Source organism: Synechocystis sp. LKSZ1 (genome assembly GCF_040436315.1).
Lineage (GTDB): Bacteria > Cyanobacteriota > Cyanobacteriia > Cyanobacteriales > Microcystaceae > Synechocystis.
Genome location: NZ_AP031572.1, coordinates 3,187,595 through 3,208,112, shown reverse-complemented (window position 1 = coordinate 3,208,112; position 20,518 = coordinate 3,187,595). Strand labels below are relative to the sequence as shown.

Sequence of the window (20,518 nt, the reverse complement as noted above, 5' to 3'; positions counted from 1 at the left end):
GCAAGATCTTTAGAGATTTAGTATCTTTCCAAGAGGTTCGATGCTGCTGATCTTAGGCTGTATTCAGAGCTCTATCACATTTATCATATACAACCCAAAATCTTGTCGAGTTCTTGACTTTTGCTTGCTAAGTTAAAGTCAGTTCCTAAATACAAGAAGGATTGCATTAATTATGAATCGCTTAAGTAAGGTTCTCGTTCTTTCTTCTCTTGCCGGTGTCGTTGGTTTTGGTTCTCTGGTTCTTCCTGCTTTAGCAGAGACTAAAACTCCGCCCAAATTAACCCAACAACAGTGTTTAGCACAAAAGGGAACCTGGAACCAAGCAAAACAAACCTGTACCCTACCTACCAAAAAGTAGACACTAACCCTTCTAAAAAATAGCTCTTTAGGGATCGGGACGAAGATTTTAGTGTTTTACCTCGTTATTCCTAGAGAGCTTTATTAATTCTTAAGATTTTATAGCTTACTGCCCTTGGGAAAAGAAACCGTAAAGCAAGTTCCTTGGTTTAATTCGCTAGTAACGTGAATTGAACCGTGATGATTGTGAACAATGGTCGCAGCAATAGCCAAACCTAAACCAGAGCCTCCCTGGTGATAGGAACGAGCCTGATCTGCTCGCCAAAAACGGTTAAATATGTGGGGGAGATGCTCCGGTGCAATACCAATACCATTATCTTTCACAATCCCAATTATATGGGACTGAGATGAAGAGGCTTCAATTGAAATTTCTCCTTCAGCTAGGGTATAGTTCAATGCATTATTTACCAAATTGCTAAATAAACGATGAATTTGGCTAGGATCACCATTTATAAATAAGCCCATCTCGATGGAAGCCTTACAGGCAACTTTCTTTGCTTCAAAAAGAGGAGAATAAAGCTGAATAATATCTTCAAGAATCGCTGTTAAATTAAGTGATTCCCAATGGATACTGGGATAATTCTCATGACGAACCAGGAACAACAAATCATCTGTTAACCGACTCATTTGCTCTGCTGAATTAGCAATAAGCATAAATTTTTTCTGATCATCCGGTCTCATTCCTTCAGGATATTTTAAGGCTACCTTCGCATTAGCTTTAATCGCCATTAGAGGGCTTCGTAATTCGTGGGAAGCATCAGCCGTAAATTGCCTTAATTGTTGAAAACTATCATCTATTGGTCGCATCGCTTGACGAGTTAGCCAAATGCCGCTCAAACCACTGAATCCTAAGCTTAATACAATTCCAAGGCTGAGCCCCCAATCTAAATTATGCGTATTTTCATCTAACTCTTTAAGGGGTTGGCTAATTTTCAAATATCCCACCGCTTGCTGTTTATCAATTCCGTAAAGCGGTAAAACAATACTTTTTATTTTGGCATCATTGGTGAGAACTGAATCTGATTTCTGCAAATTGGTAATCATTTGATAATCAGAGTGCTTGATTTTCTTTTGAAGTCTCGCTTTCATTTGAGAATTAATTTTACCGGTAGCTGGCACAGTGGTTTTATAGGCACCATGCTTAGCAATTAAATTCCCTTGATTATCAAACCATTCCACGACGCCTTCCCGCATCAAAATATCTTTTATCGCCTGATTATTGACAATGATTTGACCATCGTTTATTTTGGTATTTTCTTCTGCATCTTCTCCTAAATAAAGAAGTTTATTTATCAAAATTTCGTTAAAACTATGAACAACAAAAAGGCGAACTGCTATGGCAAAAGCAACCAACAAAGCCGCAAAGACAAGAAGATAGGATAATAAAAGACGAAAACGAATTTTATAGAAAGTTTCTGTATAATTTGGCATTATTGATTCGGAGATTCTAGACGATAGCCAATACCATAGACTGTTTCAATCACCGATTCGGAACAACCAGCAGATTTTAATTTATTACGAAGGTTAGTAATATGGGTTTTGACCGTACCTTCTCCTGAAGATTGATCAAAGCTCCAGAGCTTATCTAATATATTAGAGCGAGTCAATATCTTGTTTGGATTTCTTAAAAAAAGCTCTAAAATCATATACTCTTTGGGTGTTAAATAAATTAGTTTTTCTTCATACCTAACTTGACAAGTATTGGGGTCAAGAAAAAGTTTACCATGACTTAATTGTAATTGCTGTGTCTCTTTCCCTCGACGCGATAAAGCCCGAATTCTTGCTGCCAGTTCCTCCAATTCAAAGGGTTTGATCAAATAGTCATCTGCCCCTGCATCCAAGCCAATGACCTTATCCGTTGTCGTATCTCTGGCAGTTAAAATTAAAATTGGAGTGCTAATTTTTTGTTGACGCAGGCGTTGACAGAGACTAATTCCATCTAAGCCTGGTAGCATGACATCCAACAAAATAAGATCATAGATTGTTGTAATGGCATAGTTCCATCCTTGGAGCCCGTCCATTGCTAAATCAATGACGTGATTTTGATTCTTTAAATCCTCGATGAGTGGATAGGCAATACGCTCGTCATCTTCGATTACTAGAATTTTCATAGGCTCGGCTTTGATATTGTGAGCATTTAAATTGTTTTTATTTTAGGACACCTCAAAGAAAAGGGGATATGCCACTTCTTCCCTTGAGCCTCTGCATAGAGGAGAGAATAGTTATGATGCAATAGCTTAAAATAGGGCTTGATATTTTTGTCTATTTACTCATCTGCCAAACTGGGAAGATCCCAGCTTCTTTGACTTGGTGGCTAAGGCTTTGGCCGCGCTATCCCTATTCCACTATTCCACTGGAAAGCGGTAGCGGAGGGTGCCATCCCGTTGATCTAATTCCACAGAACAGAGTTGATTAATTTCAGCTTCCTTGAGGAGCGTATCTGCGGTCGTAGCTGAGATCTGCAGTTCGACCATGATTTCTGCTTTGGTCAGGGCCTTTTTCTGTTGCTTGGCCAGGCCTAATAACGCCAACGTCAATGTATCAAGATCCAGCAATCCCCCCGCATCGAACCGTTGAGAGAAAGCTTGTTTCTGAAAGGCCTGGGGTTTCCCAAAGAAAATTACATAACTCATCAGCCCTGACAGCAGGAGGAGACCGACACAGAAACTACTGGCGGTCGTCATGGCCAACAAGCGGGGATTATCCTGAATCAAGCTTGTTCCTAGAATGACGATGATTAATCCCCCGGATAGGCCTAAGGCCCCTAGAGAGGCGGCAAAAATACCAACGATGGCCCCCAGAGAAACGGACAGTACGATTAACAAGCTGGATAAGGAGTCCGGCGCATTGATCAACCCGGCAATAAACGCTGAGTAGAAGAAACTGGCCGCTCCCCCCGCCCCAGTACTGACCCAATTCACCCGCCACTGACGCTTCTCGTAATTCGCCAAAATTATCCGACTCGCTAAGCCACAGGGCAAAACCATGACCAAGGGGGCAAGGGCCACTAGCAGGGTGACCCGGATACCCGCTGGGAACACGACGGTTTGGAAACCAAAGAGGAGTGTCAAAAGAGACAAAGTGGCCACGAAAATTAGGCTATAGCCGATTAGAGATTTCCGCATGGAAGCATCGAGAGCAGAATAGTCGGTAGCAATTGACGTTCAGGGCCAAGAAAAACACGGGTAAAATTGACCCCATCCTAGCAATATCTTTGCTGGCCATCTCCGCTAAAATGCGATAACGCCATTGTCACCCTTGTTGATGAATTTTTTGTCCCGCTTGAGTCGTCGCCAGTTTCTAGGAGGCGCCACTGCCCTTAGCCTCAGTCAAACCCTGGGGGCCTGTCAGGGCCTGACCACCTCCCTCGGTGTTCAATTTCTCAAAAACTCCATCCCGCCACAACTCCTGACTCGTTTCCAACGGGAATTTCCTGACCTACCCCCGATTGCTTTTCAATCCTTACCCCAACTAAAAGAATTAGCCGAGACCCTAAGCCAGCCGAGTAAACCCCAATCCTTAGTCAGTATTGGTCATCCTTGGCTCCGTGATGTCATCCGTCAACAACAAATCCAGCCCCTCGACCCCCAGGACTGGAACCAATGGCCGAAGCTAGCCCGCCGCTGGCAGGAACTGGGTCGTTGTGATGCCCAGGGATTGCCCTCTCCCCAAGGCAAGCTGTGGGGCGTTCCCTACCGTTGGGGCACAACGCTCATGGTCTATCGTCGTGAAGCCTTTGAGGCCTTGGGCTGGTTGCCCCAGGATTGGTCAGACCTTTGGCGACCGGAATTGGCCCAACGTCTGGCCCTGGTCAATGAACCCCGCGAAGTAATCGGTCTGACCTTGAAAAAATTAGGCCATTCCTACAACATACCCCAACCACAGGCGATTCCCCAACTCCGGCCTGCTCTCCAGGCCCTGCACCGCCAAGTCAGATTCTATAGTTCTCGTCACTATCTCCAGGCCCTGCTACTCAAGGATGTCTGGTTAGCGGTCGGCTGGTCGAACGAGATTTTGCCTCTACTTAAAACCGAACCGGATCTGGCCGCTGTGATTCCCCGCTCGGGTACAGCTCTCTGGGCCGATCTCTGGGTAGCCCCGACGGCCCTGGCCCCTGCTTCTCCCTTAGCTACTTGGCTTAATTTTCTCTGGGAACCCACCAGTGCCAATCAAATTAGTCTCTTTGGCGGTGGCGCTTCCCCCCGTCTGGAGACCTTGGCCCCTGACCAAATCATGCCGGCTGTTGCCCAAAATGCCTTATTGAATGTGCCTACGGCCCTGCTGGATCGCTGTGAGGTCATCCAGCCCCTACCGTATTCTTCGGAACAGCAATATCGTCAACTCTGGCAAGGCCTGGAAACGCCCCCAGCAACCTAGACTTTTTGCGTCCTTGGTGGGTCTAGGAGTATTCCTTCCCCAGTGGCTTCAATCCATATTGAAGGCAAACCAAACGGCCCAGAGGATAATGCCAGTAAACAGTAGGGTTCCGAGCAAAAAAGCGACACCATGGAAGCTTTCAGAGTCAATCAGGGTCATAGGGATGCTGAAGGAATAGAGAAGACAACGTCGCGTTGCCCCCAGTGTACCCTGAGGCGTCCCCCACTAAAAATTAGTAGAAATGGCCTGGACGGGGCAAGTGGCAACGCATTGTTCACAGACAACACAACGGGAGCGACGGAAGGTTAGCTTAAAGCTTTCTGGGTCAAGGATAAGGGCCTCTGTGGGACAAACCCCTGTACAGAGTCCGCAGTCCACACAACTGTCTTCATCAATGGCAATTTCTCGACTGGCCAGGGAAACAGCAATTTCCTGAGCCCGCATCCATTCAATAGCCGCTTCGAGTTGATCAATATCGCCGGAAAGTTCTAAGACTAGCTTACCCACTTGGTTGGGGGCCACCTGAGCCCGAATAATATTGGCCGCAATATTAAAATCCTTGGCCAAGCGATAGGTCAGGGGCATCTGGATGGTGCGCTGGGGAAAGGTAAGAGTGACCCGTTTTTTCATGGGGTTTACCGGAACAAGGCCAGGCCTCGCTGTTCTTTCAAGAAGACCCTAGCACAATTTCGCCCAGGCATACCGGAGATGGAGCCGCCGGGATGGGTACCCGCGCCAGTCAGGTAAAGGTTTTTGATGGGAGTTCGGTAATTGGCAATTTCGGGCAAGGGCCGCAGAAACATCATCTGCTCTAGGGTCATATCCAGATGGTAGTAGTTACCCTTATAGGCCCCCAGGCGTTGGGCCAATTCCGCCGGGCTTTCCACATGGCGGGCCAGAATCGCGTTTTTGAGGTTAGGGGCATAGTCCGTTAGTTTATCAATTACCCGGTCGGCCACCTGTTCCTTGAGGGCCGCTGTCCAGCCGGTGCCATCTAAGCCCGTTCCCTCCAAGCCAGCAATTTGGTAGGGGGCAAAAAACTCAATCCAGAGGGTATGTTTTCCGGGGGGCGCCAGGGAAGTATCTAGCACCGAGGGAATATCCAGGTAGAGGGAGGGATTGCGGTCGGCGATCTGTCCCATCTGGGTCAGGGCATGGGCTTCCTCGACGTGGGCCACGGAATCGGCAATCAGAATCGTTCCCACTAACGACCCTTCGGCGCCTTCCAGGGCCGTAAAACGAGGTAATTCGGTCAGGGCACAGTCAATTTTTAGAATGGTTTCATTGTTATTGGCCAAGCGGCGGTCAATCCGGTGGCGCAGGGTTGGGTTCACGGACTGAATCGCTTCAGGTTCCAGGAGTTGCAAAAAGAGTCGTCGGGCATCCAGATTAGAAATCACCCCCCGCCTGGCCCGATAGATCGTGCCATCGGCCACTTCCACGCCAACAGCCGTATCATTTTCCACCAAAACCCGCTTAACCTGTTGCTCGGTGAGAATGGTTCCCCCTAGGGCCTGGATTAATTTAACCAAGGCCTGCACCAAGGCCCCCGTGCCCCCCCGCGGCCGGGCGATACCGTGGCTATGACGCATGGCCAGCATCATCATGCCGGAACTGGTTCCCTTTTGGGAGGGGGGCGCACCAATTTCCGAGGCCAGCCGGGCCAGGGGCGCTTTGACTAATTCCGTTTCAAACCATTCCTCTAGGACATCCTGCGGAGAACTGAGCATGGTACGGACAAAATCCAGGGCCTTATTTTTAGAACCAGCCACCTGGAAAGCGGCCTGAAGGGCCTCCCAGCCATAAGTACGGATAATCTCAAAAATGGCCTGGGGCGGGGCATTAAACAGGGGTTGAATAGCCTTGAGAATGGTTTGCCAGTAGGTAATGAAGTCGTGGTACTGGGCAGCATCTCGCTCACTGTAGCGACGGATTTCGGCGCAGGTCTGGGTCAAGGAACGATGGGCCAAAAAAAAACGACCATCAGGCTGGGGGCAAAAGACACTGGGGTCACAGAACAGGTATTCCAGGCCGTAGTTGGCAAGTTGAAGCTCCTGTAATACCGGCCCAAGGAAAATAAACTCGTGGTCAATGGCACAGCGATTAAAGCGAAAATCGGGGGCCGTCTCGGGGAGGAGAACTTCTGTGGTGGCCGCTCCCCCCGGTAAAGAACGTTTTTCTAGCCAAAGAACTCGATAACCTGCTTGCAGGAGATAGGCCCCGCACACCAACCCGTTATGACCGGCTCCAATAATGACAATGTCGTAGTCTGCTGAGGTTGATAAATTAATGGCCATTCAGATGTAAAGGGGAAAAAAGTTCCTGGTAAGGTGAGCTTTGCTAACGGTATTATAGGGGAAGCCTGACCGACTCTTTCTCTCCTGTTGACGACTGTTTCTTTCCCCTTGAAATCCTCAGGTTGGCCCGTAAAAATATGGCAAACAGTATTAGAGTCGTAGAACCCAGTGGCATTTTCGATAGTGCTCAAGCTGCTGAGTTCTGTCATGATGTGGATCAATTAATTGCCTGTAAAGTTGATATCATTATTGTCGATTTTAAAGATGTCACCTTTATGGACAGTTCTGGCTTGGGCTCTCTAGTGCAGGCCTTGAAAATAACTCGTGAAGCGGGTGTTAAGCTACTCCTTTGTTCCTTCAATGAACAAATTAAAATGCTCTTTGAATTAACGGGGATGGAGCGGGTATTTGAAGTTTTTACCGGTCGAGAAGAGTTGGAATACCAAATTTCCCAATCCCAAACCAAGCACTAAAGCTCCTAGGCGGGTAGGAGTTTTTCTTGTTCTTGCCAGAACCATTGAATGGTTTGAGCTAACCCTTTTGCCAGAGGCGTTAAGGATACATCGGGTAAACGCTGATGAAGTCGCTCCACTTCTAAACACTTGGATTTAGCACCGACGTAGCGGCTCGTATCAAACTGAATTTGCTGGAAATCGTAGCCTACTTCTTGGCAAATCAATTCAGCGAAGTGGCGAATGGTAAACTCTTCCCCCGCTCCAATGTTAATCAGATCGTTGTCAACGGATTGGGCCAATTGGATCGCAATCTGGGCAAAGTCTCCGACATACACCAACTCCCGAGACTGATAGCCATCACCCCACAGGATCACGGGTTCCCCGTAGAGCTTGCCACGAATAATTTTACGAATTAAGTCAAAAATAAAATGCATTTGTCGGCCATCGGTATGATAACCCGGCCCGTAGAGAGTAGAGGGAACTAAACAGAGATAGTTAAGGCCATATTGCCGATGCAGGGCCAATAGACCCGTATAGAGCATGCGTTTGGTCATGGCGTAGGTAAACAGACTATCAATGGGTAGCCCGGTTAAATAATTTTCCTCCCGTAGCGGCAGATTGGGGTCGTAGGCACAACTGGTGCCCATGCAGATCAGTTTGGCCTGGGGTTGTTGGCCCTGCCACCAAGTCAGGACATTGGTGTTGAGTTTTTGATTGATGATCCACTGTTCGCCGGGGTGGAAGAGGCAAAAATCCCCAGCTTGGGTCCAAGCGGCTAAATGGTAAATTTGGTCGAAACGTTCGCCATTAAACTGCTGGAGGGAATCGGCCTGGGTCAGGTCACAGTTACGGGAATTGATGCGGGTTAGTTCATGGCCCTGGGCCTCGAGGTGGGAGCAGAGCATGGTGCCTAAGAAGCCAGTACCACCCGTGACGAGAATTTTCATAGGGTTAGTCGAGTGGGCGTGAGCGCCGGGATTTGGGTCGTTACGGTGTTAATCATCGTCAGGGCCTTGGGAGGCAGGACAACGAGCAATGGCCTGGAGGGCTAATTGGTGGAGACTGGGGTTAGACGCCGCCAGAATTTCCGTCGAGTAGGGGGTGAGGGGCCGGCCCGCCCAGTCCGTGATTGAGGCCCCCGCTCCCTGCAAAATGGGGATCAAGGCGCAAAAATCATAGTACTTCATATCCGCTTCCAAAATGAGCAGGGGCATGGCGGTTTTTCCCGCCGCTAGGCAGAGATAGTTGTAGCAATCCCCGCCAAAGGCGGTGCGCCGACAAGTGTTTTGGAGATGGGCCGCAATGGCCCGTTGCCGGGGCGTCGTGAACATTAAGGGCGTGGTACTGGCCAAACAGGTCTGGTCGAGGGCCAGCGGAGACGAATGGCCGTAGGGATTCTGGATGGGTTGGCCTTGATAGAAACTGGTTTCTCCCCACAGGCCCTGCCAGCGTTCGCCAAGAATGGGTTGATCGGCAATTCCCAGGAGGGGGGTTCCGAGACTATCCACCAGGCCAATTAAAATACCAAAGGTCGGCAGGCCCCGGACAAAGGCCGACGTCCCATCAATGGGGTCTAGCACCCAGGCGTAACCACTCTGGCTCGGGTAATCGGCCCCTTCTTCGCGGATGATACCATCCAAAGGAAATTGCTCTCGAATGGCGGCCACCATCGCATCTTCGGCTTCTTGATCCGCTAGGGTAACGATGGCAGACACTTCTTCCCCTTTGGTTTCAGCGGGCAAGTAGGGTTGACGAAAATACTGGCGCAGGACAGTGCCGGCCAGATCCGCTAAGCGATGGGCTAGGGCAAGGCGGTCTTGAAGTTCCGTGGACATAGTACTCCCTGGGATACCTAAACATCCCAGCCAATGCAAGCAAGTTTACTCAGGATATTACGCGAGGAGCCTGATTTTACTCCGCCAGAGGCAGAGTAAACCAAAAAGTCGTTCCCTGGCCCGGTTGACTCTCGACGCCAATCTGGCCGCCGTGGGCCTCAATAATTTGACGACATTGATAACAGCCCAGACCAATTCCGGTCAGACGCTGATTATGCACACTACGGAGATAGGGCCGGAAGAGTTGACGGCACTGGTTGACATCCATACCAATACCCGTATCTTGGAGCATTAGACGAACGTATTTTTGTTCTAAGACAGCCGAGAGATGAAGCTCAATGTCGGGAGGGTTATGTTTGAGGGCATTAGTCAATAAATTATCCAACACTTGGCGTAGATAAGTACCATCTGCCCACACTAAGGGAAGGGGCTCGGTCACATCACTCTGAAACTGGATTTGGTTTTGCTGGAAGAGGGCCGACCAGTCCTGGTTTAACTGGTCTATCAAAGTTGGCAGGGCCAGGGCCTGACAGTTGAGTACGAGGGCCTGGGGGGTGGCAAAATGATGTTCCGCCAGGGCATTGAGCAGGGTCAACTGACGTTCGCCACTCTGTACTAAACAATCCAAGACGGGGCGGGAGAGAACCAGGGTTTCGTCAGAACGATTTTGCAGATTTTTTAATAACATTACCAAGCCCATTAGGGAGGTTCTCAGATCGTGGGAAACGGCCTGTAGAAAAATGGCTTTCATCTGGTTGAGGTCAGCCAACTCCAGCATCTTTTCCTCTAGTTCTGCCGTGCGAGCCTTGACCTGTTCCTCTAGGTTTTGATTAAGGGCTTGGACTTTTTGATACAGTTGAGCTTGTTGAATGGCAATGGCCACCTGGGTTCCCAACTGTTCCATTAGACGAATATCCCCCCGGTGCCAATGGCGGGGGCCATGACAATGATGGGCGACTAACAACCCAAGGGTAACCCCCTGGGCTACCAAGGGGACAGTCAATAGGCCTTTGATTTGATAGTGGCGATAGTAGTTGGCCAGGGTACTTGAGATGGTGAGATGCTCGACGTTGTGAACCATCCAAGTACTTTTGGGTAGTAGAGAAACAATATCTTCGTAGCGGGGGTTTTCCCGTTGGCCTTGGCGAAGGGAAGGATAGCCGGGGGCCAGGGATTCCGCCACCACTTCAAAGCGATGGTGAGTATTGAGTAGGGCAATATAGACGCGATCGGTGTGAAGAAGCCGACGAATTTCCGTCACCGTCGTCTGAAAAATGTGGGACAGATCCAAAGATTGACGGACTTTTTGGGCCGTTTCAGCAATCAGACGGTCTCGTTCCCAGGTCAAACGCAGTTGATTTTCCATACGTTGACGCTCGGCCACTGCCGCCGATAACAACAAAGTAGTACTAGTAAGAATGATAATGAAGATTTGTAGGACAATGACCGCCTGACCAAAATCCTGGCTTTGTACAATGAACGACCCTTCTCCTTGGAGCGTTCCCACAATGGCGAGGGCCGATATCACCAGGGTCGAACCCACCGCTCCCCAGGTCGGAAAACGCAGGGCCGCCCAAACAACAAAGGGAAAGGGTAGATACTCCAAGGATTGGGCATGACGCAGGCCCTCATCCCAAGGATTAAGCCGCCAATGCTGACTGGCAAAAATTAGCCAGCCCAACACTGCTAAAAAACTAAAACAGAGCAAGGCCTCTAACAACCGCTGACGACGGTGGCGCCGACGCCAAAGGCCACGACCAGCCAAGCCGAATCGTAACAATAGCGGTGTTAACAGTAGGCTCCCGCTACTGTAGGACAGCCAATCCCCCTGCCCAAGGTTCCACAAGCCGTGGTCAAAGCAAGCCTTCAGCAGGGATGGGAAAAAGGCTCCTAATAGAATCAGCAGGATCACATCCCGCAGACGGGCCAACTGGGGAGAAAATTGACAAAACGTTAGGGCCTTTTGGGTTAAGACTAAAGCCAGGCCAGCGCCTAGGGCCATGAGTAGGGCCTGAGCAACTCCCTGGCCGAGCCAGAGCTGTAGGGCCAACTCTCCCCAGATCCAAGGCCAAAGGCCTACGCTGTCCCAAAGCAACAGAACGGCTAAGGCAAAACCCAGGGTGAAGACTATCGGCAGAGCATGGGTCCAGGCCCCCAACAGACTGTAGGCCAGGGCCAGCAGGCTAATCCTAACCATCGATGGAAGCGCTAGGGGCGGAAAAACCGCCGGCAAGGCCAGTAAATTGCGTCGAAATTGAGAGGGATCAAGGCGAACTACCATAGAAACGAGGTTAGCACCGGCAAAGCCAGAACCCCAGCAGCGGCGAAGTTTTTCACAAATTCTGTCATACCCTCCTCAGATTGCCTACACTGTAGATGGCTTTACTTCCCCCCAAGGGATGAAAAATCTTTTTCTCGCTGATGCTATGCGAATTTTAATCGTTGAAGATGACCCCCTCATGCAGTTGGGATTGGAGCAAGCCCTCAGTGAGCAAGCAAATTTTACGGTGATCGGTCGAGCTGAAGATGGTTATAGTGCCGTTCAGCAGGCCCTGGCCCTGATGCCCGACTTAATCGTGATGGATATCGGCCTACCCGGCCTGGATGGCATTGCTGCTACCAAACAAATCAAGGCCCAACGACCTCAGGTTCATATTGTGATGTTGACCTCCCACACACTGCAAACGGAGGTGGTCGCCGCCCTGTCCAGTGGAGCCGATGCTTACTGTGTCAAGGGGGCCAGTTTAGAGCGTCTCTTGGCGGCTATCGAAGCAGCTAAGGAAGGCGCAACCTATCTAGATCCCCAGATTGCGCGTTTAGTCGTCGAAAACCTGAAGGCCCCCGTTAATCCCGTTGTTCCTGGCCTGAATGCGTTATCGGAACGGGAAATGGATGTCCTGAAACTGATCGTCGAAGGAAAAAGTAATCAAGAAATTGCCAGTGAACTTTACCTCAGCACCAATACCATCAAGACCCATGTCCGGGGCATTATGAATAAACTCTCGGTGGATGACCGGGTACAGGCCGCTGTCCTGGCCCTGCGCTCGGGTCTGGTCTAATCGCCTTGGCAAAGGGGACCCGAGGGGGGAAAATAAGGATAACGTTAATGTTTGTTAAGTTGGGTTTGTGACTAAAATTCGCACTGTTTCAGAAGCCAAACGTGAATTCTACACCCACTACACTCGGCCGGTCAGTTCCATTTACCGACGTTTTGTAGAAGAACTCTTGGTAGAAATTCATTTACTGATGGTCAATGGGGATTTCCGCTACGACCCTATTTTTGCCCTAGGCGTGGTGACGGCCTTCGACCGCTTTATGCAAGGCTACCAACCCGCTGCCGACCTACCGGCCATTTTTGCGGCTCTCTGTCGAGCGGTAGGGGGCCAACCAGAACAATACCGCCGCGATGCCCAGGCCCTGCGCGAGAGTTGCCAAGGCCTGGTCTGGTCAGAACTCCTGCCTCAACTTAGTGAAGCCAGCCAAGATACGGCTTTTCCCCTCCTGCAAACCCTACGGACGATTCAACAACGACCCAATTTTAAATACAGTCGTCTTTTTGCCATTGGTCTCTACACCTTGATGCTAGAAACAGCCCCCGAGCTCAAAACCGACGCCGAACAGCGTCAACAACTGCTAAAGCAATTAGCTGAGAGTCTGGGTTTCACTGACGAAAAACTCCAGAAAGATCTAGATTTGTATCGCAGTAACCTCGATAAAGTTGACCAACTGCTTAAGGTTCTCGAAGAAACGGCCGAAGCCGAGCGCAAAAAGCGGGAAAAACAAGCAGCCGCCGAAGCTGAAAATTCTACTGTCTCCGCTGAGACCAGCCCTGAATAAAAAAGCCGGCCCTTTGGCCGGACTTCTCTTATGTGTAAGCCCTCCAGGGCTTATACCAAATCTCTGAAACCTGATGACACAAATGACCCCACCCGTCCTCCCCTTGGTAAGGGGAGGTGCCGCAGGCGGAGGGGTAAAAATTTGTAGCCTTTACTTGAAGAATTGGTATTACTTATTTTTTCTGAGGTTGTTGGGCCGAAAGAGAGCGAATAAACTGTAGGGCTTCCTCCGTTGGAACGATGCGAATTTGCTTCAGCATGGCATCATTACTGCTTTGCAAGGTAGAAATGACGTTTTCAAGGGGGACGACATCAATGGAAACCGTGGAAGCTAGGTCGGGTTTATCTTTTTTGAAGCGTTCTACCATTTCGGTAATCTGCTTTTTCTCAAAAAAGAAGGGAATCACCTGTTCTTTGTTTTGCTCAATGGTCAGGTAGCCCTTTTCTTTGCCGCCCCGAGCCACAAACAAAGGCACGCCACCGGTATAGTCCTGACCTGCTACCTGCTTAGCGGAGGCCACTTCCTGGGGGGTGGGAACATAGGAAAAGACGAGGGCATCCGGTTTTTTCTCATTAGCAACAATGAGTTTATAAACTTCGCCGAGGGAAACGGGTTGGACACTAACCTTTGAGGCCACATCTGGCTTTTGCTTTTTCAACTCGTTGAAAAAGTTTTGGGCCTCTTTTTGGCTAATAAAAACACCGGTCACTCTTTGTTTATTCTCTGCGACAGCCACTAAGGGAGCTCCCTGGGGATCAGCAATGGTAAAGACAGGAATCCCTTGCAGAATTTTGGCGACCTCCTCCGTGGGTAGGGCGACAACTTTCAGCATTCCCCCCAGAAATGTGCTGAGTACGGTACTGCCGACTAGGCCTAGGGTGGTTCCCCAACGAATCAACGAATGCATGTCTTGTAACCTCGGTGAATTAAATGAAACAACTACAATCAAACATGGGTGTGCTCCTCACAAGTAACCTTATTTCTAATGTCTAATGTCTGTGGAGCAAAGGTAAAGGCTCTAGTACTGCCTCTGGGTTGTTAAAAAGTACTTAATTAAGCATTAGTTAACCGCTATGGATAATCATTTTTTTATTTGAAACTCCAGCAGAGTAGTGAGACCTCAGAGCAACTTCTCCGACCTAATCTTGGTGAAAAGGTTCCAGGCCTATTCACGCTAGCATAGAGTATTTCGAGTTGGTGACGAGCCATACTCCAGCTTGATAACTGTCCAAAGACAAGCGAAGGACAGGCCTTAGAACAAAGGCAGAGAGCTCTCCCTCAATGGTGGCTGACGATTGGCCACTTCGCCGCAGGAGCGGGGGGTGGGAAAGAGCTTACCCGGATTGGCCAAATTGTCGGGATTGAAACAGTAGCGTATCCAGGCCATGGTTTCTAGATCCGTCTCATTGAACATGGCTGGCATAAAGTTATTTTTATCGGTGCCAATACCGTGTTCCCCCGAGAGACTCCCTCCCAAAGCCACGCATCGCTTCAGAATTTCCCCCCCCAGTTCTTCGACCCGTTCCCACTCTCCCGGAATATGGTGATTGTACAGAATTAAAGGATGTAGGTTGCCATCCCCCGCATGGAAGACATTGGCAATGGGAAAACCATACTTTTGACTTAACTGCTCAATATCTTGCAAAATTTGCACTAATTGAGTGCGAGGCACCACGCCATCCTGGACAAAGTAACTGGGACTGAGTTTGCCGGCAGCAGCAAAAGCGGCCTTGCGGCCCTTCCAGAGCTTGAAGCGGGTTTCAGCATCGTTGGCCGTAGTAATACTTCGGGCCTGATTTTGACGACAAATAGCGGCCACTTTTGCCTTATTGGCCTGGACTTCGGCGGGCAGGCCATCCAGTTCCACTAACAAAATAGCGGTAGCATCCCGAGGATAACACCCCGTCGCCACGACGTCTTCTACGGCATTGATACTGAAGTTATCCATAATTTCCATACCGGCGGGAATAATACCGGCGGCAATGATGTCTGCCACCGATTGGGCCGTGGCCTCCAGGCTCATAAAGTCCGCCAGGACTACGCAAATCGATTCTGGGGTTTTCAAAATCTTGAGGGTAATCTCCGTGGCAATTCCCAGGGTTCCCTCGGAGCCCACAAACAGGCCCGTCAGGTCATAACCCGGCATTTCTGGCAGATAACCCCCCACCTCCACGATGTCCCCATCGGGCGTGACCAACTTCAAGCCCAGGACGTGATTGGTAGTTACACCATACTTGAGACAATGGACACCGCCGGAGTTTTCCGCAATGTTGCCGCCAATGGAACAGATAATTTGGCTAGAGGGATCGGGGGCATAGTAAAAACCGGCCCCACTAACGGCCTGGGTGACCCAATTGTTAATCACACCGGGCTGAACCACAATGCGCTGATTTTCCAGGTCAATACTCAAAATCTCCCGCATCCGGGTAGTGACGATGAGCAGGCCATGCTCTAGGGGTAAGGCTCCACCAGAGAGGCCCGTGCCGGCCCCGCGGGCCACCCACGAAATTTTTTGCTCATGGCAAAGGCGAACAATGGCCGCAACCTGTTCTGTAGTACGGGGTAACACTGCCACCGCCGGTCGTTGTCGATAACCTGTCAGGCCATCACATTCATAGGTCAAAAGTTCATCTTTCCGCTTAATTACCCCATCGGGCCCCACTATTTTTTCAAGCTGTGGTAGAAGCATTTGGAACACAGGATTCCCTTGGGGAGGGGCAGAAAGAGCCATGATTATAAAGGTGAGGAAAATAAAAGGAATGATCTGGATTTTGCCATATTTTCAGCCGGTTTAGCCTGAGCTGAGCCTTGGGTGCTTTTCCCGATGAGGACTCTAGCAACAATTCGGTGCATTAACGACTCTACAACACCGCTATGATGAGGTTGGCTCGATAAATCATTCCGATTCCGGCAGGTACTCCGCTCTTGTTTTGAATTTTGCCCGTGCTTTACCCCAATCCTGACCCTGTTATTGCTTCTATGGCTGATACCGTCCGGGCCATTGCCTGGGGCGCGATGAAAATTCTCCAGACCTATTACCAGGGCGAGGACAGTGCCCAACTAAATATCGATCACCGCAAACCTGATGGCCCTGTGACGGCGGCAGATCTGGCGGCTAATCATCACATCCTAGAAAAACTGACAGCGGCTTTTGGTACGGAGGCCTTTGGCTATCTCAGCGAAGAAACCCACCAGGGCCAAGACCCCCTGCCCCAGGATTGGGTCTGGATTATTGACCCCCTCGATGGCACCCGTGATTTTATCGACCGGACTGGGGAATATGCCCTGCATATTGCTTTGGCCTATCAACAACGGCCCGTCCTCGCCTTTGTCGGTGTGCCTGAGGCCAACAAACTTTACTTTGCGGCCCAAGGCCAGGGTTGTTTTGTCGAAAATGGCTCTGGTGGGGAAATCCGGCCCGTCTCCATCGTGGCCCCGGCCCCTGACCAGGCCCTGACCCTCGTGGTCAGCCGCACCCACCGAGACCAACGGTTCCAAAACCTGATCGACCAACTGCCCTTCCGTGACCGTCATTACGTGGGCAGTGTCGGTTGCAAAATCGTGGCCATCCTCGAACAGCAAGCCGACGTTTATATTTCCCTATCGGGTAAATCCGCCGCCAAGGATTGGGATTTTGCCGCCCCGGAGCTTATTCTGACGGAAGCCGGGGGCCAGTTCACCTTTTTTGATGGCCAACCCCTACGGTACAACCGGGGTGATGTCTGCCAATGGGGCGGGATTTTGGCCAGTAATAGCCCCCAACACCTGGCCCTCTGTCAATTAGCGACGCAAACCCTGGCCACGCTACCCATCTAGCTTGCCGATGACCTTGACAACGCTACGGGAAACCTGGGGCCAATGTCTGCGACATCATCGCCTAATTGCGGTACTCCGCACCGATTCCCCAGAACTTGCTATCACACTAGCGGAACTCGCGGCTCAGGCCGGTGTCCGTTTAATCGAAATTACTTGGAATAGTACTCAGCCGGAACGGGTGATTAGCCATTTACGCCAGTCCTTGCCCCACTGCTGGGTGGGAACGGGCACGGTTTTAACGCCCATAGATCTCCAGCAGGCCCTGGCCTGTGGCAGTCAGTTTTGCTTTACGCCCCACACCAATCCCCTCCTGATTGAGCAGGCCGTGAGGGCCAATATTCCGATTATTCCTGGGGCCTTAACCCCGACAGAAATTGTCACAGCCTGGCAGGCCGGGGCCAGTGCGGTAAAGGTGTTTCCCATCCAGGCCCTGGGCGGGGTAACCTACATCCAGGCCCTCCAAGGCCCTCTGGGGTCGATTCCTCTTATTCCCACCGGGGGCGTAACTGTGCAGAATGCGGCCCCCTTAATCCAAGCGGGAGCCATTGCCGTTGGCCTGGCGGGGCAGTTGTTTCCCCCGGCTTGGGTACAAAGCCAGGATTGGCCAGCTATTCACCAGCGGATTCAACAGGTAGTCAATAGTCTTGTTGACCCGACTTAAAGGAAATTAATCCAATTGATGACCCGTTAACTCTACAAAAATATCCTCGAGGTTCGAGGGCCTAACCATCAGGCCTGTTTGATCACTTGCCTGGGCCAGATAGTCTTTAGCGGCCTGGAGGGTCGGAAAGAATTGGGACTGGAGGCGGTCTTCCACCTGCCGTACCGCCAGCCCTTCACCATACTTGGCCCGGAATTGGGCCAGGGTTCCTAACTCAATCAATTTCCCTTCATCCATAATGCCAATGCGGTCGCAGAGAAATTCCACTTCATCCATGTAGTGGGTGGTGAGGAGGATAGTCATGCCTTGACGGTTGAGGTCACGAATCACTTCCCAGAGGCGGCGACGATTTTGGGGATCGAGGCCCACCGTTGGCTCATCTAAGAACAGAATCTGGGGTTCATGCAACAGGGCCCTGGCAATCTGGAGACGACGTTTCATACCCCCCGACAAGGTTTTCACCACACTATCCCGTCGCTCCGTCAGGCCCACGTAATCCAGCCACTGGCTAATCAGATGCTGACGTTGGGGGTTGCGGATATGGTGCATGCGGCCGTGAAATTCCATATTTTCCCATACCGTCAGGTCGCCATCCACGCTCACCTGCTGGAGCACCACCCCAATACTTCGCTTAACTCCCTCCGGGGATTTTTGGACATCGTAACCGGCCACTTCAATGCGCCCCTGACTGGGTTCGGTCAGGGTAATCAACATGCGGATGGTGGTGGATTTGCCCGCGCCGTTGGGGCCTAGCAGGCCAAACATTTCCCCCGCCCCAATCTCAAAGGACAGATTGTGAACCACGGGGACTTGATTGTAATACTTAAAAACTTGGTCTAAACGAATAGCAACGGTCATGGCCTTGGTTTTATACGTCAGTATCCACAGGAACCTGCTGGAGGAGGCGTTCCACGATGGTTTTGGCATTTTTGTTGCCAGCAGGAATCAGACGATGGGCCAGGACGTGGGGGGCAACGGTCTTGACATCATCGGGAATCACGTAGTCCCGTTCCTCTAAAAAGGCCAGGGCCTGGGCTGCCTTTTGCAGGGCAACGGTACCGCGGGGACTAACTCCGAGGGTAATATCCTCATCCTGGCGGGAACAACGAACCAGATTAAGCATATATTGCTGGAGGGCCAAGCTGACTTTTACCTCTAGCACCGACCGTTGTAGGGCCTCCACGGTTTCTAGGGAAATACAAGGTTCCAGGGCCTCAACGGGCAGAGGATTTTGCTGGCGTTGTAACATCTGTAGCTCCTCCGCTTCGGTGGGGTAGCCCAAGCTGAGGGAGAGGGTGAAGCGATCCATCTGGGCCTCGGGCAGGGGAAAAGTGCCTTGGTACTCAATGGGGTTTTGGGTGGCGATCACAAAAAAGGGATGGGGGACGCGCCGGGTTTCGCCATCCACCGTTACCTGTTTTTCTTCCATCACTTCCAGCAGGGCCGACTGGGTGCGGGGGGTGGCCCGGTTGATTTCATCTGCCAGCAGGACATTGGCAAAGGCTGGGCCAGGCAGGAATTCAAATTCCCGGCGGTTGGGATTCCAAATATTGGTGCCGGTAATATCGGTGGGGAGAAGGTCAGGCGTACATTGCACCCGTTGGAATTTGCCGTTAATGGAACGGGCTAAGGACTTGGCTAGCAGGGTTTTGCCGACCCCGGGCACATCTTCTAGGAGAGCATGACCGCCGCTGAGGAGCGCCACGAGGACGAGACGGATGGCCTCACCTTTGCCGACGATGGTACGACTGAGGTTATCGGTCAGGGTAGTAATTTGTTGGCGCATGGATGATGGGAACGCTAGTCACTAATAATTTAGCTTGAGATGGAGGGGCTCACAAAAAGCTTGTACTCCTAGGGCCTGGACGTAGAGCACAATGACCGGGGCTAAGCGGGGATGACACATTTGGCTGTCCATCAGATGGCTCACAACAGTGGCCAGATTGCCCTGGCGTAATTCGGCTTCCCAGGGGGCCTCGCAGAGAACGGCTCGACAGCGCTTGGCCAGACCTGCTAGCCAGTCGGTACAGTCGGGTTGCTGGCCGACTTGAATCCCCAGGGTGAGGGCCGCATCTTCTAAATCCCCTTCACAATCTTCAATGCAATCCAGGGCCCAGAGGGCTTCCGGTAGGGACGCAAGCTGGGAACGATACTGGGCAATGGCTTGGGAACTAAGACACACCATGCAATAAGTCAAAAATCTTCCGAAAACGCTAGTGCTTATTGTGACACACTCCCTAGACCGCGCCTAGACTCGGTACTACCGGCAAAAATGGTGTTTTTGTTCGGGTTTCTAGGGGAAAAGAACCAATTCCGATACAATAAAGAACGCCCTTGCGTCGTGTCCCTTGAGAATTATTTATGAAAAGTTTGGCTCGGTTTTTCCTGGCCCTGTTGCCGCTCCTGTTGTTTCTGTCGTCAGGGCCGGCCCTGGCCGCCAGTTCTGCCTCGGTGACGGGTTCCAGCTCTACCTTTGAAAATACGGCACTCGTGGGCAAAGATTTTACCGGCCAAAATTTACAGATGGCCCAGTTCACTAACGTTGACCTCTCCCAAACCAACTTCCGGGAAGCAGATCTGCGGGGGGCCGTTTTTAACGGCGCTGTCCTCAATGAAGCAGATTTGCAGGGGGCCGACCTCACCAATGGTCTAGCCTACCTCAGTAGTTTCAATAATGCGGATCTGCGCAATGCGGTTTTAACGGAGGCCATCATGATGCGAAGCACCTTTAGAAATGCCCAGATTGAAGGCGCCGACTTTAGTCTGGCCGTCCTGGATAGTGAACAGGTCAGTCGTCTTTGTGAAGTGGCCGACGGCATTAACCCCACAACCGGCGTCAGTACGCGGGAATCCTTGGGTTGTTCTTGAGCACCGGTAGAAAAG

Annotated in this window: 21 protein-coding genes; 8 read left to right on the top strand and 13 right to left on the bottom strand. The window is 50.8% G+C overall.

The genetic code is table 11. The annotated features are described in order from the left end of the window. Positions 1-172: 172 nt before the first annotated feature. Positions 173-358 (top strand): hypothetical protein, encoded by a 186-nt coding sequence (locus ABXS88_RS14530; RefSeq protein ID WP_353672763.1) that lies wholly within the window; start codon positions 173-175, stop codon positions 356-358. Positions 359-456: 98 nt separating this feature from the next. Here the strand turns inward: ABXS88_RS14530 and ABXS88_RS14525 are convergent, their stop codons facing one another. The 3 genes from ABXS88_RS14525 to ABXS88_RS14515 all read right to left on the bottom strand — a co-directional run bounded on the left by ABXS88_RS14525 (position 457) and on the right by ABXS88_RS14515 (position 3,482). After that, entirely contained in the window at positions 457-1,788 is a 1,332-nt protein-coding gene (locus ABXS88_RS14525; protein ID WP_353672762.1) for a HAMP domain-containing sensor histidine kinase, read from the bottom strand. Further along, the gene (locus ABXS88_RS14520; RefSeq protein ID WP_353672761.1) at positions 1,788-2,468 is read right to left on the bottom strand and encodes a response regulator transcription factor; all 681 of its coding nucleotides are present in this window, start codon (positions 2,466-2,468) and stop codon (positions 1,788-1,790) included. The genes ABXS88_RS14525 and ABXS88_RS14520 overlap by 1 nt, the downstream gene beginning before the upstream one ends. 234 nt (positions 2,469-2,702) lie before the next feature. Then, a complete protein-coding gene (locus ABXS88_RS14515) occupies positions 2,703-3,482 on the bottom strand; it encodes a hypothetical protein (protein ID WP_353672760.1) in 780 nt (259 codons plus the stop codon). A gap of 139 nt (positions 3,483-3,621) precedes the next feature. Here ABXS88_RS14515 and ABXS88_RS14510 point away from each other — a divergent pair, with 139 nt between their 5' ends. Then, positions 3,622-4,734: an extracellular solute-binding protein gene (locus ABXS88_RS14510; RefSeq protein WP_353672759.1), complete on the top strand. Its 1,113-nt coding sequence runs from the start codon at positions 3,622-3,624 to the stop codon at positions 4,732-4,734. Positions 4,735-4,959: 225 nt separating this feature from the next. Here ABXS88_RS14510 and ABXS88_RS14505 read toward each other — a convergent pair whose 3' ends face one another. Together ABXS88_RS14505 and ABXS88_RS14500 are read right to left on the bottom strand one after the other, a co-directional pair. After that, positions 4,960-5,364 carry an NIL domain-containing protein gene (locus ABXS88_RS14505; RefSeq protein ID WP_353672758.1) on the bottom strand — a complete coding sequence of 135 codons (405 nt, stop codon included), beginning with the start codon at positions 5,362-5,364 and terminating at the stop codon, positions 4,960-4,962. Positions 5,365-5,369: 5 nt separating this feature from the next. Then, positions 5,370-7,031, bottom strand: coding sequence for an NAD(P)/FAD-dependent oxidoreductase (locus ABXS88_RS14500; RefSeq protein ID WP_353672757.1), 1,662 nt, complete (start codon positions 7,029-7,031; stop codon positions 5,370-5,372). A 137-nt stretch (positions 7,032-7,168) separates the two neighbouring features. Here ABXS88_RS14500 and ABXS88_RS14495 point away from each other — a divergent pair, with 137 nt between their 5' ends. Continuing rightward, positions 7,169-7,504, top strand: a complete 336-nt coding sequence (locus tag ABXS88_RS14495) for an STAS domain-containing protein (RefSeq protein ID WP_353672756.1) — start codon at positions 7,169-7,171, stop codon at positions 7,502-7,504. A gap of 5 nt (positions 7,505-7,509) precedes the next feature. Here ABXS88_RS14495 and ABXS88_RS14490 read toward each other — a convergent pair whose 3' ends face one another. The 3 genes from ABXS88_RS14490 to ABXS88_RS14480 all read right to left on the bottom strand — a co-directional run bounded on the left by ABXS88_RS14490 (position 7,510) and on the right by ABXS88_RS14480 (position 11,602). Beyond that, a complete protein-coding gene (locus tag ABXS88_RS14490) occupies positions 7,510-8,433 on the bottom strand; it encodes an NAD-dependent epimerase/dehydratase family protein (protein WP_353672755.1) in 924 nt (307 codons plus the stop codon). 48 nt (positions 8,434-8,481) lie between these two features. After that, positions 8,482-9,321 carry an inositol monophosphatase family protein gene (locus ABXS88_RS14485; protein WP_353672754.1) on the bottom strand — a complete coding sequence of 280 codons (840 nt, stop codon included), beginning with the start codon at positions 9,319-9,321 and terminating at the stop codon, positions 8,482-8,484. Positions 9,322-9,397: 76 nt separating this feature from the next. Next, a complete protein-coding gene (locus ABXS88_RS14480; RefSeq protein WP_353672753.1) occupies positions 9,398-11,602 on the bottom strand; it encodes an ATP-binding protein in 2,205 nt (734 codons plus the stop codon). Positions 11,603-11,720: 118 nt separating this feature from the next. Here ABXS88_RS14480 and ABXS88_RS14475 point away from each other — a divergent pair, with 118 nt between their 5' ends. Continuing rightward, positions 11,721-12,380: a response regulator transcription factor gene (locus tag ABXS88_RS14475; protein ID WP_353672752.1), complete on the top strand. Its 660-nt coding sequence runs from the start codon at positions 11,721-11,723 to the stop codon at positions 12,378-12,380. A 67-nt stretch (positions 12,381-12,447) separates the two neighbouring features. Beyond that, the gene (gene psb29 / locus ABXS88_RS14470) at positions 12,448-13,158 is read left to right on the top strand and encodes a photosystem II biogenesis protein Psp29 (RefSeq protein ID WP_353672751.1); all 711 of its coding nucleotides are present in this window, start codon (positions 12,448-12,450) and stop codon (positions 13,156-13,158) included. A 172-nt stretch (positions 13,159-13,330) separates the two neighbouring features. Here psb29 and ABXS88_RS14465 read toward each other — a convergent pair whose 3' ends face one another. Together ABXS88_RS14465 and glcD are read right to left on the bottom strand one after the other, a co-directional pair. After that, complete coding sequence (locus ABXS88_RS14465) at positions 13,331-14,065, bottom strand: Tic22 family protein (protein WP_353672750.1); 735 nt, start codon at positions 14,063-14,065, stop codon at positions 13,331-13,333. A 345-nt stretch (positions 14,066-14,410) separates the two neighbouring features. Then, positions 14,411-15,889: a glycolate oxidase subunit GlcD gene (gene glcD / locus ABXS88_RS14460; RefSeq protein ID WP_353672749.1), complete on the bottom strand. Its 1,479-nt coding sequence runs from the start codon at positions 15,887-15,889 to the stop codon at positions 14,411-14,413. Positions 15,890-16,137: 248 nt separating this feature from the next. Here glcD and ABXS88_RS14455 point away from each other — a divergent pair, with 248 nt between their 5' ends. Together ABXS88_RS14455 and ABXS88_RS14450 are read left to right on the top strand one after the other, a co-directional pair. Continuing rightward, the gene (locus ABXS88_RS14455) at positions 16,138-16,974 is read left to right on the top strand and encodes a 3'(2'),5'-bisphosphate nucleotidase CysQ (RefSeq protein ID WP_353672748.1); all 837 of its coding nucleotides are present in this window, start codon (positions 16,138-16,140) and stop codon (positions 16,972-16,974) included. A 7-nt stretch (positions 16,975-16,981) separates the two neighbouring features. Next, positions 16,982-17,635: a bifunctional 4-hydroxy-2-oxoglutarate aldolase/2-dehydro-3-deoxy-phosphogluconate aldolase gene (locus tag ABXS88_RS14450; RefSeq protein ID WP_353672747.1), complete on the top strand. Its 654-nt coding sequence runs from the start codon at positions 16,982-16,984 to the stop codon at positions 17,633-17,635. A 6-nt stretch (positions 17,636-17,641) separates the two neighbouring features. On the opposite strand, the gene ABXS88_RS14445 is transcribed toward ABXS88_RS14450, so the two are convergent. The 3 genes from ABXS88_RS14445 to ABXS88_RS14435 are packed head-to-tail and all read right to left on the bottom strand — an operon-like array spanning position 17,642 to position 19,820. Next, positions 17,642-18,493, bottom strand: coding sequence for an ABC transporter ATP-binding protein (locus tag ABXS88_RS14445; RefSeq protein ID WP_353672746.1), 852 nt, complete (start codon positions 18,491-18,493; stop codon positions 17,642-17,644). 10 nt (positions 18,494-18,503) lie between these two features. Beyond that, entirely contained in the window at positions 18,504-19,421 is a 918-nt protein-coding gene (locus tag ABXS88_RS14440) for a MoxR family ATPase (RefSeq protein ID WP_353672745.1), read from the bottom strand. Between the two features lie 21 nt (positions 19,422-19,442). Further along, positions 19,443-19,820, bottom strand: a complete 378-nt coding sequence (locus ABXS88_RS14435) for a hypothetical protein (protein ID WP_353672744.1) — start codon at positions 19,818-19,820, stop codon at positions 19,443-19,445. A gap of 176 nt (positions 19,821-19,996) precedes the next feature. On the opposite strand from ABXS88_RS14435, the gene ABXS88_RS14430 reads away from it, so the two are divergent. Then, complete coding sequence (locus tag ABXS88_RS14430; RefSeq protein WP_353672743.1) at positions 19,997-20,503, top strand: pentapeptide repeat-containing protein; 507 nt, start codon at positions 19,997-19,999, stop codon at positions 20,501-20,503. The last annotated feature ends 15 nt before the right edge of the window (positions 20,504-20,518 follow it).

Bases quoted from the DNA above. Each gene is read 5' to 3' on its own strand.
- ABXS88_RS14530 (WP_353672763.1), top strand. From the start codon at position 173: ATGAATCGCTTAAGTAAGGTTCTCGTTCTTTCTTCTCTTGCCGGTGTC.
- ABXS88_RS14525 (WP_353672762.1), bottom strand. From the start codon at position 1,788: ATGCCAAATTATACAGAAACTTTCTATAAAATTCGTTTTCGTCTTTTA.
- ABXS88_RS14520 (WP_353672761.1), bottom strand. From the start codon at position 2,468: ATGAAAATTCTAGTAATCGAAGATGACGAGCGTATTGCCTATCCACTC.
- ABXS88_RS14515 (WP_353672760.1), bottom strand. From the start codon at position 3,482: ATGCGGAAATCTCTAATCGGCTATAGCCTAATTTTCGTGGCCACTTTG.
- ABXS88_RS14510 (WP_353672759.1), top strand. From the start codon at position 3,622: ATGAATTTTTTGTCCCGCTTGAGTCGTCGCCAGTTTCTAGGAGGCGCC.
- ABXS88_RS14505 (WP_353672758.1), bottom strand. From the start codon at position 5,364: ATGAAAAAACGGGTCACTCTTACCTTTCCCCAGCGCACCATCCAGATG.
- ABXS88_RS14500 (WP_353672757.1), bottom strand. From the start codon at position 7,031: ATGGCCATTAATTTATCAACCTCAGCAGACTACGACATTGTCATTATT.
- ABXS88_RS14495 (WP_353672756.1), top strand. From the start codon at position 7,169: ATGGCAAACAGTATTAGAGTCGTAGAACCCAGTGGCATTTTCGATAGT.
- ABXS88_RS14490 (WP_353672755.1), bottom strand. From the start codon at position 8,433: ATGAAAATTCTCGTCACGGGTGGTACTGGCTTCTTAGGCACCATGCTC.
- ABXS88_RS14485 (WP_353672754.1), bottom strand. From the start codon at position 9,321: ATGTCCACGGAACTTCAAGACCGCCTTGCCCTAGCCCATCGCTTAGCG.
- ABXS88_RS14480 (WP_353672753.1), bottom strand. From the start codon at position 11,602: ATGGTAGTTCGCCTTGATCCCTCTCAATTTCGACGCAATTTACTGGCC.
- ABXS88_RS14475 (WP_353672752.1), top strand. From the start codon at position 11,721: ATGAAAAATCTTTTTCTCGCTGATGCTATGCGAATTTTAATCGTTGAA.
- ABXS88_RS14465 (WP_353672750.1), bottom strand. From the start codon at position 14,065: ATGCATTCGTTGATTCGTTGGGGAACCACCCTAGGCCTAGTCGGCAGT.
- glcD (WP_353672749.1), bottom strand. From the start codon at position 15,889: ATGGCTCTTTCTGCCCCTCCCCAAGGGAATCCTGTGTTCCAAATGCTT.
- ABXS88_RS14455 (WP_353672748.1), top strand. From the start codon at position 16,138: ATGGCTGATACCGTCCGGGCCATTGCCTGGGGCGCGATGAAAATTCTC.
- ABXS88_RS14450 (WP_353672747.1), top strand. From the start codon at position 16,982: ATGACCTTGACAACGCTACGGGAAACCTGGGGCCAATGTCTGCGACAT.
- ABXS88_RS14445 (WP_353672746.1), bottom strand. From the start codon at position 18,493: ATGACCGTTGCTATTCGTTTAGACCAAGTTTTTAAGTATTACAATCAA.
- ABXS88_RS14440 (WP_353672745.1), bottom strand. From the start codon at position 19,421: ATGCGCCAACAAATTACTACCCTGACCGATAACCTCAGTCGTACCATC.
- ABXS88_RS14435 (WP_353672744.1), bottom strand. From the start codon at position 19,820: ATGGTGTGTCTTAGTTCCCAAGCCATTGCCCAGTATCGTTCCCAGCTT.
- ABXS88_RS14430 (WP_353672743.1), top strand. From the start codon at position 19,997: ATGAAAAGTTTGGCTCGGTTTTTCCTGGCCCTGTTGCCGCTCCTGTTG.